Annotated in this window: 8 protein-coding genes; 2 read left to right on the forward strand and 6 right to left on the reverse strand. The window is 41.8% G+C overall.

The window, feature by feature from the left end:
- Positions 1 to 17: 17 nt before the first annotated feature.
- From NG798_RS23850 to NG798_RS23870, 5 genes are all read right to left on the reverse strand, one after another.
- Positions 18 to 1,571 carry a hypothetical protein gene (locus tag NG798_RS23850; RefSeq protein ID WP_261226215.1) on the reverse strand — a complete coding sequence of 518 codons (1,554 nt, stop codon included), beginning with the start codon at positions 1,569 to 1,571 and terminating at the stop codon, positions 18 to 20.
- 13 nt (positions 1,572 to 1,584) lie between these two features.
- On the reverse strand, positions 1,585 to 2,574 hold the full coding sequence (locus NG798_RS23855) for a hypothetical protein (RefSeq protein ID WP_261226216.1): 990 nt from the start codon (positions 2,572 to 2,574) through the stop codon (positions 1,585 to 1,587).
- A gap of 16 nt (positions 2,575 to 2,590) precedes the next feature.
- Positions 2,591 to 4,780, reverse strand: coding sequence for a dynamin family protein (locus tag NG798_RS23860; protein WP_261226217.1), 2,190 nt, complete (start codon positions 4,778 to 4,780; stop codon positions 2,591 to 2,593).
- Positions 4,781 to 5,160: 380 nt separating this feature from the next.
- Positions 5,161 to 5,424 carry a hypothetical protein gene (locus NG798_RS23865; RefSeq protein ID WP_261226218.1) on the reverse strand — a complete coding sequence of 88 codons (264 nt, stop codon included), beginning with the start codon at positions 5,422 to 5,424 and terminating at the stop codon, positions 5,161 to 5,163.
- Between the two features lie 91 nt (positions 5,425 to 5,515).
- On the reverse strand, positions 5,516 to 6,055 hold the full coding sequence (locus NG798_RS23870; RefSeq protein WP_261226219.1) for a Panacea domain-containing protein: 540 nt from the start codon (positions 6,053 to 6,055) through the stop codon (positions 5,516 to 5,518).
- Between the two features lie 156 nt (positions 6,056 to 6,211).
- Between NG798_RS23870 and NG798_RS23875 the strand changes: the two genes are divergently transcribed.
- Both NG798_RS23875 and NG798_RS23880 read left to right on the forward strand, forming a co-directional pair.
- Positions 6,212 to 6,442 carry an antitoxin gene (locus NG798_RS23875; RefSeq protein ID WP_261226220.1) on the forward strand — a complete coding sequence of 77 codons (231 nt, stop codon included), beginning with the start codon at positions 6,212 to 6,214 and terminating at the stop codon, positions 6,440 to 6,442.
- Positions 6,442 to 6,843, forward strand: a complete 402-nt coding sequence (locus tag NG798_RS23880) for a type II toxin-antitoxin system VapC family toxin (protein ID WP_261226221.1) — start codon at positions 6,442 to 6,444, stop codon at positions 6,841 to 6,843. The genes NG798_RS23875 and NG798_RS23880 overlap by 1 nt, the downstream gene beginning before the upstream one ends.
- 18 nt (positions 6,844 to 6,861) lie before the next feature.
- Here the strand turns inward: NG798_RS23880 and NG798_RS23885 are convergent, their stop codons facing one another.
- Positions 6,862 to 8,478: a gamma-glutamyltransferase family protein gene (locus NG798_RS23885; protein WP_261226222.1), complete on the reverse strand. Its 1,617-nt coding sequence runs from the start codon at positions 8,476 to 8,478 to the stop codon at positions 6,862 to 6,864.
- Positions 8,479 to 8,592: the final 114 nt, after the last annotated feature.

Below are 8,592 nucleotides of genomic sequence, written 5' to 3' on the forward strand. Positions count from 1 at the left end.
TTTAACCGGTGGCTTTCTTAGAGTTGATTAGATGGGGCTGATGTGGCTGGCTGGGGTTTAATTTCCGGGGCCGGTTCTTTGACAGAAATCTCAAGTTTTTGGTCAACAATTATCGGCTTTCCATTACTATCTGTTACTTTGAAAATTAGCGAATAATCACCGGCTTTCAGCAATCCTTTGCCTAATTTTAATTCCCACGTCTGGTTTTCTAGGTTAGGAGTATAAGAACCTGTGATAATTATTGGATTATTCACTCGATATTCCTGCTTTAGAGATGGGGATGTTTCTACTTTTTGTTGTTCAGAGTTGGCTGTTGTTTTTGTGGATTGAGTTGGGGTAGTTTGTGGCTTTTTGTCTGTGGCGGGTACAGATGGTTTTTCCCCTGTTGGTTTTGGTTCAGAGTTGGCAGTTGTTTTTGTTGATTGATTTGGGGTAGTTTGTGGCTTTTTGTCTGTGGCGGGTACAGATGGTTTTTCCGCTGTTGTTTCTGGTTTAGAATGGGCAGTTGTTTTTGTTGGTTGATTTGTAGTTGGTGTGGGTTTTTCTGATGTTGTTGTTGCTGATTTTAATTGTTCTTCTGCTTTTTGTTGTTCAGATTTGCCAGTTGTTTCTGTTGATTGATTTGGAGTAGTTTGTGGCTTTTTGTCTGTGGCCGGTTGTGATGGTTTTTCTATGTTGGTAATAGGACTTAAGCCAGCGTATGAGGCTTCGGTCTTTACTAATTGATTTGTCGGTAGTTTATCGAGAGAAGAAGGTGGTCTTTCTTTCTTGAAAGAATCATCTTTTTTTTCCGAATTTTGAGATGTCGGTGTTGGCAAAGCGGCAATTTTTGTGCTTGATTCCGGTGGTTTAGGAGTTGATAGTAAGTTGTTAAAAGTAACTCCAATAACTATCAACAATACCGCAGCAATAGCAGCTCCTATTGCTAAAAGATTGGACTTTTTGCTAGACACCGGCACCACCGGCACCATCTCGGCGGGAAAGTTAGCTAAAGCTCTATAGACTCCTGCTTTTTTAAGATCGGCTTCTGTTTGGATGCCGGTAATAACCACTAAGGGGCCTTTTTTATCCGGTAAACTGTATTTTTCCAGTTCCTCTGCTAAAGCTTTAATTCCATCATCAGATTTTCTAGTAATTCCGGCTTGAATTTTCGGGCCTTGTTGGGCTTTTTTTGATAGTTTCAGCTTGTCAAATGCCACAGAAAATCCTTTTGGACCCCCAGCCTTTACCCCAGCATCAATATCTTTATTCAAAGAGTCTTGGTTGATAAAACTCTTTAAAATTCGAGATGCCTGATATCGCAGCAAAGCTTCATCAGAATTTTTACCAACCCAGGCGACAGAAATAGCAATTGTCCGACTTTGATAATCTTTCCGCTTTGTGCGAATACCCGTCACAAATAACAGCAATTTACCCTCATCTCGCGCCAGCAAAATTGAAGGACTTTCCGTTTGCAATAAATCCTTATATTTTTCCACTAAAGGAGGGTAAGCAATAACTTGATTACCTTCATTAAGCCAAGAATAATCTTCTTCTGGAGCTACACCAGCACTTTGAACATAAATTTCCATTTCTAACTCCTAATTAATCAATTTTGAGCCACTTATCGCCCTGTAACAGTGTGACATCATCATGGGATTGACAAGCTTCTAAAGCTATTTTAGCCGCTTGTTTGATATCTTCCTGCTTCCCAAACCAATCCCGAATAAACTTATAAGGCCCCCAGTCAAAATTACTGTTATGATTGTGTATTTTCAAGACAAACCTTAAAAGATAGAGCAGAGGAATTTCGCTATCTTTGGGGCTGTACATAGCATTATGACTGGTTTTGTGAAAATAAAAATGTGGGGTGTTGTCTATCTCCTCAATCATAGAAAAAACAACTGTGCCGACAGTTTGCACAGGGATTATAGCGCAGGGAACCCAAGGAGAAATAGCCTCTGACTGCAAGAAATTGATCAAGTTTGCATAGCCTTCTTTGATCTTTTCCCGTAGTTTCTTGGCAGACGTTTCATTTTGTAGATACTTTTCACATTTGACGGGAGCAAAAATAACCAGACGGGGTGATTTGAGATTTTGGTAAGCTCTAGCAAACAAATCTTTAATCTGCTGTGGCCTATTAATTTTCTCATGCCATTTTCCCCTACCTTCCATCAGAGCAGGAGCATCAATGGCAATTATAACTGCATCGGATTCTTCCATCATGTCCTTAACAGACTCATAATAATCCTCAAGTTTATCCGACTCTTCAGGCAATTTAGCATCAAGATAGACACCAGGAAAATCTTGGAATTTTAAACGCAATGAGGGTTTAGATCCCCTCTTACCCAAATCAAAGATAAAAGAGCGAATATCGTTAGTGTAGCCAATTCCTCCCTTAGCTTCAAAGTCATATACAAGCGATTTTAATTCTCCCAGTCGCTCTGCTAAAATTGCCGAGCTTTTTAAGTCTGGAATTAATTGCAGATTAGTCAATCCAACGGTACTTTCAAACTGATCATACATCGCAGCTAAAAGGCTGGTTTTACCTACACCTCTTGGCCCTAACATGGCAATTTTCATTTCATCGGGCATTTTAGTCTCCTGGGTTTTAGTTCAAAAATTGTATAGTATCGGATTGATTAACACCGGCAGCTTTTTCTACTGCATCTAACCAAACTTTCCGTAAATGAGAACGTTCACCTAGCTGTTTAAACTCCTCCGGCCACACTTCAGAACGCCACTCATACAGAAAAACTCGCCACTCATCCTCTACACCTTCCGCCCGAAAAATGCGGTCTAAAAATTCCTCAACAATGGCAAAAGCAGCTTGACTTGGCTCACACAAAAACTCCTCTAAAGAATTTTCGCAATTATAAACCGCTTCTGCATAAGCAGTTTTCAGAGACGTTAACACTTGTTCCGCCGGCGGTGAAGCAGAAAGTCCGATTACCTTTGGATCATTTGGTGTCAGAACATCCAAATGTTGCCGGATGCGGTGCTGAACAAGCCCCCGATAAGAAAGTTCAAAGTCAGCCAAAAGTTTAAACCCTAATTTGAGTTTACTTTCTTTTCCTCGAATGAGTTCTGCTGGAATTATTTCAGCCAAAGCTTTGATAAATTCTGCTCCTTTTTCTTCGGCAAGTTTTTCTAACTTTCCCTCCTTTATCAAAACTTCTGCAACTTGCGATTTCACGCGGTTGAGAGAAAGTTTTAAGCCATCATCTAAGCATAAAAACTGCTGGGAAAGGTCGGCGCGAATTTTGTTTAGATAGTCGTAGTAAGCATTGGGTATCCCTCCTAAAGCATTTGCGCGAAACTCGATCTGTTCTATGCTGGGAATTGGAGTATTAGATCGGCACTTTTTCACCACTTCTAACACTTTATCCTTAAAATCGGTACTTTCATTTTCTCGCTGTTGTCTGAGACTATTGAGCAGTTGGGTTAGACGATTTTTAAGATGATCAATAAGCGGCTTAAACAAATCCACAGATACAGAAAAATCACTTCCTGACATTGTGGCTTCACCGAAAGCATTTTGAGCCTTTTCTAACTCAGCTTTGACGGCTTTTTCAATCTCCAACAGATTTTGCTGAGTTTTGTTGGCATATTGATTATCAAGGGTAGCAATGTGATTCGCTAAATAATCAAGCACCCGGTCAAGAAGTTGATTTGCTTTTTCTTTATCTTGGCAATTTGTGACCAGACACTCAACAACTTTAATGCCTACTGTACCCTGATTAATTTGCTGTTTAAATTTTTGACAAAGAGGCGTACTTTCAGGATTATCCCTCAATTCATTAATTACCATAAAAGACCTTTGTGGGAGGTCTCTTAAAGCGCGCACTGCTGTATTGTATAAATCTGTATCTTCTACTTTCCAAGCGTCACCAATAGGATCGGGCCGGCGCACAAACAAAACAACATCAACTTCTCGCCCCAATGTTTCCAGCATCAAGGCTTCATCGCCCAATTTTAAATCCCCTAAACCAGGAATATCTACGAGGGCTATTTTTCCAACTTCGGGGTTAGGAAATGAGCAATAAATTTCTACTTCCCGCACAGCTAAATTTTTGTATCCTTCCAGTTGATTGTCATCACCCGAATGGGTAACATAGTCTTTAATTTGCTCTTTGCTAACCGTCCGTTTCTCTGCGCCTAGTAAAGGCCGGTAAGTGTGGCGATGAGTGTAAAAGTCACTTTTTAGCCGTTTATAAATTGCCTCTTTTGTTGCATCGGTGCCTGGTATTTTGTGGCTGAATGAACTATGGACAAAATCATCAAAGTTAATCGGTATCGGCGTTAAATTTAGGGCTTGGTAATAGGGTAAAATCACTTCTTTAAAAAGTGATTCTTCTGAGTAAAAACTGATTGTTGCTTGGGTGTCTTGTAGAGGCCGGTGGCGAATGATACTCCTGACAGCGGTGCAAGCACCCCCACTGCGAGCCGGTATTACATCGTCACCCAGGCCGGTTAAACTTTGCAGGAGAGTGCTTTTTCCTTGCCTCATCCTTCCCACCACGCCAATATTCAGGGTATCGCGGGAAAAACGAGCTTTCAATTTACCCAGCGCTTCCAACTCTTTAAAAATACCGGCCTGAATGTTAGAAAAATTAATTTCCTCAAGGCGACCGGCCACCGTTGGATCGTTAACTTTATCTATTAGTTGATGACGTTGCGCTTCCAAATTCTCCAAAGCAGCAGCAATAGTCCTCAAATTCACGTCTGTTGCTGCTATTTTCTGCGCCAATGGACGGCGTTTTTCAATGATGCCGGTGATCCGAGTCTGCCTGTCGGTCATTTGTGCTTAAACTATTTTTAGGAAACTCATAAAAGTCTACCCTACAGCAAAACTATAAATACAGAGTAAATATACTTAATTTTTTGATAATTTTGATAATTTTTTCCACTCCCACCGGCTCGCTTTTTCTACACGAATGTCATCTTTTATACAGGCTTTTTTTCTCTCACGGAATAAAAAAATTATATCATGGTCGGGGTCATTTTTGATCAAATCGCTGCTTAAAAATTATGCGGGTTGCCAAGATAAAAACTATTAAACATCCACCATAAACGTTGTGGCGCTGAAATTTTGAGTGCCTTTGACTGGCTTTGATTAGCTTTTTGAGAGATTTAAATGCAACTTGCTCGACATTATAGATTGGAAAAAACCGGCCTCCCTCAAAAATAAAGCCGGTGATGGGGATCTAACCAAACAACATAAAATATCCTGTCTAACAAAAACCCATGAACTCTACCATATTCATTGCTAGAAATGGCAAATTGAAAAGCCGGCTGTTCTCTCAGAGTGGAATTAAGACAAGTAAAACCAGCCGGTTCTGTTGTATCTGACCATTTTATCTCATGGGTTCGCAAAGCCGGTGAGAAACTGTTGATAAAATCATCATATTTGATGCTAGAAACATCCTTGAGACGCAACAACATTTTTTCTAAATAACTCTCCCCACAGCCGGTAATACTAAACTTAGGATTGCTTACAAGGTCAAGATATTTGAAAGAAAAAACTACATATTCCTCACGGCGTAGCTGGTTCGGGGATGTCCTTTCTTGATTCTTGCCGTTGTTCAGAGGCTCCTGTTTCTTCTTTTTCTTCTTCGTCATCTTCGAGCATATATTGGTAATATCTTTGCATAGTTTTTTTAGAAATCACCTTTGGTGAATTTTCATCTACAGAAAATCCTTGATGCGCTTTGCGCCAGGGATCTTCATCGTGACACATTCTTTCTAAATAAAAGGCATTATACCGGCCATAATCCTCCAAAACTTCTAAAATATGGTCTTCAATTTCCTTTGTAAATTCTACCTTATCTGGGTGTTCACTAATCGGATTCCAGGTGTAATGTTTAAAACGTTCGTAAAGTTCTGGTTGCACCGGCCCGCTTGCCCAAGATTGGAAATCTTCATCAAACAAAGGTTTTTCATAGTATGCCAGATACCAAGCCTGAACATAGTAAACCAACTTTTGCAGATGCAAATTTGTAACCAACACCCCATGCTCGTGACAGAAGCGGATAATATAATCTGCCACTGCGTTTGCCGTTGTTTCTGCCATCATCTTCTCTCCTTATTTCAAAGCTCAAAAGCCCTTGAAATCATTTTACATCCATTATAAACTTTCACCGGCCTGCTTAGCTTTCCCAAAATCCAGATATTCATTTAATTTGTGATAAAATTCTTGTTAGAGTTTATTGCTAAAAAAATGGAGAATAAAATGGAAGTAGCAAAAATCGCCAGAGAAGGAACAAATCAAATCATCATTTTACCAGAGCAATTTCACTTATCAGGCAGTCAAGTCTATATAAAAAAAATAGGCAACGTCCTGATTCTAATTTCCCAAGATAACCCTTGGCTTTCCCTATTTGATAGCTTAGACAAATTCTCGGATGATTTTATGGATACCAGAGAGCAACCACCTATCCAAAGTCGTGAGGAACTGTTTTAATGAAATTTTTACTCGATACCAACATCTGTATTTACATTATCAAGCGTAAACCTCAACAAGTATTAGAGCGATTTCAAACCTTAAATCCCTTGGATGTAGGCATTTCATCTATCACCGTCGCAGAGTTAGAATATGGTGCTTACAAAAGTCAGCGTATCGAGCAAAACCGAATCGCCCTGGCTCAATTTTTGCTACCACTGGAAATAGTTTCATTTGATGAAAAAGCAACCCAAGTTTACGGACAACTTCGAGCCACCCTAGAACAACAGGGAACCGTCATCGGCGCAATGGATATGCTTATCGCATCCCAAGCTATTGCACTAGGGCTAACACTCGTTACAAACAACACAGGAGAGTTTTCTCGAATCCAAAATTTAGCTTTAGAAAACTGGACAGTTTAATGTAATCAAAAAAACTCCCTACCAAGCCATCGCCAAACCATCCGCACGGGGCTCACTTCCAGCCACAAAAACCCCATTCTCTCTCACAATAATTTGCCCCCTGCCAAACTGGCCGGTTTCCGCCACATCGGAACCATCCTTTAAATCACCCAATCTCACATCGTGCCCCCGCCCGCGTAAACCCTCAATAATTGACTCCGAAACTCCCGACTCCACCAACACCAAATTACCCTCCATAAACTGCCAACGAGGCGCATCTAAAGCCGCCTGGGGGTTCATTTCATAATCAGCCATATTAGCCACAACCTGTAAATGTCCCTGCGGCTGCATTGGCCCACCCATCACCCCAAAGGGCCCCACCGGCACCCCATCCCTTGTGAGAAAACCAGGCATAATTGTGTGATAAGCACGCTTCCCAGGGCTATACTCATTTGGATGTCCCACCTCAAAACTAAACCCAACACCTCGATTTTGCAAAGAAATACCCGTCCCCGGCACCACAACCCCACTGCCAAACCCCATATAATTTGATTGTATAAACGAAACCATCAACTCCCCATCCGCCGCCGCCAAATATACAGTCCCCCCCTTCGGCAACCCCGGCACCGCCAAATTAATCGCTTTTTCTGTAATTAATTCCGCCCGTTTTTTCCCATAATTCTTATCAAGCAACTCCTCAACCCTCACCTGCATAAAATCTGCATCCGCAACGTACTGTTTCACATCAGCAAACGCCAATTTCATCGCCTCAATTTGCAAATGATAACTCTCCACAGACTCACGCGGATATTGCGAAACATCGAAATTTTCCAAAATATTCAACGCCATTAAAGCAGCAATTCCTTGGGTATTTGGGGGCATTTCCCACACCGTTAAACCGTGATACTCTGTGCTAATCGGTGTCACCCAATCCGCTTGGTGTGCTACCAAATCCTCACGGCTCAAAAATCCGCCACTTTCCGCCGCATAATTTGCAATCTTTTCTGCCAACTTCCCCTTATAAAAACTCTCCCCCCCACTCGCTGCAATTTCCCGCAAAGTCTTTGCCTGATCCACACTTCCCCAAATTTCCCCCGCCGCCGGTGCGCGGTTATTTCTAAAAAAAACCTCTTTTAACGGAGCAAAAATTGTGTCATTTAAAGGCAAATAAATCTGCTCTGCTCGTTTCCAATACTCTGCAACCACAGGTGACACAGGATAACCCTCTTCAGCATACCGGATGGCCGGTTCAAACAAGCGTTCAAAGGGCAACCGGCCCCAACGTTCCCAAAGTGTCCGCCAAGCCGAAACCGCCCCTGGCACCGTCACCGGCAACCAACCATAAGGCGATTGCATACCACAAAATGTCTCTTTTGTCAAGTTCTGCGGGCTTTTTCCTGAACCATTTAACCCATGCAGCGAACCATCCCAGACTAAAGCAAAAGCATCCGATCCGATGCCGTTGGCTGTGGGTTCTACTACTGTTAATGTGATAGCCATCGCTACCGCCGCATCAACAGCATTCCCGCCGCTGTGCAACATTTCCATCCCCGCCGCCGTTGCCAGAGGTTGGCCGGTGGCCACAGCACCCCGACAACCCATAATCACACGCCGCGTCGAAGCGTAAGGATAATGACTTAAATTCTTTTGACTCATAACACAACAAAACCTGAAACGAACAACTTTTAAGCAATATAGCATTACGCGCATACGTTAGGACAATTTTTAAAAGCAGAATCCACACATTCTTGCAGAGTTTCAAACTCTTTT

The organism is Ancylothrix sp. D3o (assembly GCF_025370775.1).
Lineage (GTDB): Bacteria > Cyanobacteriota > Cyanobacteriia > Cyanobacteriales > Oscillatoriaceae > Ancylothrix.

Bases quoted from the DNA above. Each gene is read 5' to 3' on its own strand.
- NG798_RS23855 (WP_261226216.1), bottom strand. From the start codon at position 2,574: ATGCCCGATGAAATGAAAATTGCCATGTTAGGGCCAAGAGGTGTAGGT.
- NG798_RS23865 (WP_261226218.1), bottom strand. From the start codon at position 5,424: ATGTTGTTGCGTCTCAAGGATGTTTCTAGCATCAAATATGATGATTTT.
- NG798_RS23880 (WP_261226221.1), top strand. From the start codon at position 6,442: ATGAAATTTTTACTCGATACCAACATCTGTATTTACATTATCAAGCGT.
- NG798_RS23885 (WP_261226222.1), bottom strand. From the start codon at position 8,478: ATGAGTCAAAAGAATTTAAGTCATTATCCTTACGCTTCGACGCGGCGT.
- NG798_RS23860 (WP_261226217.1), bottom strand. From the start codon at position 4,780: ATGACCGACAGGCAGACTCGGATCACCGGCATCATTGAAAAACGCCGT.
- NG798_RS23870 (WP_261226219.1), bottom strand. From the start codon at position 6,055: ATGATGGCAGAAACAACGGCAAACGCAGTGGCAGATTATATTATCCGC.
- NG798_RS23875 (WP_261226220.1), top strand. From the start codon at position 6,212: ATGGAAGTAGCAAAAATCGCCAGAGAAGGAACAAATCAAATCATCATT.
- NG798_RS23850 (WP_261226215.1), bottom strand. From the start codon at position 1,571: ATGGAAATTTATGTTCAAAGTGCTGGTGTAGCTCCAGAAGAAGATTAT.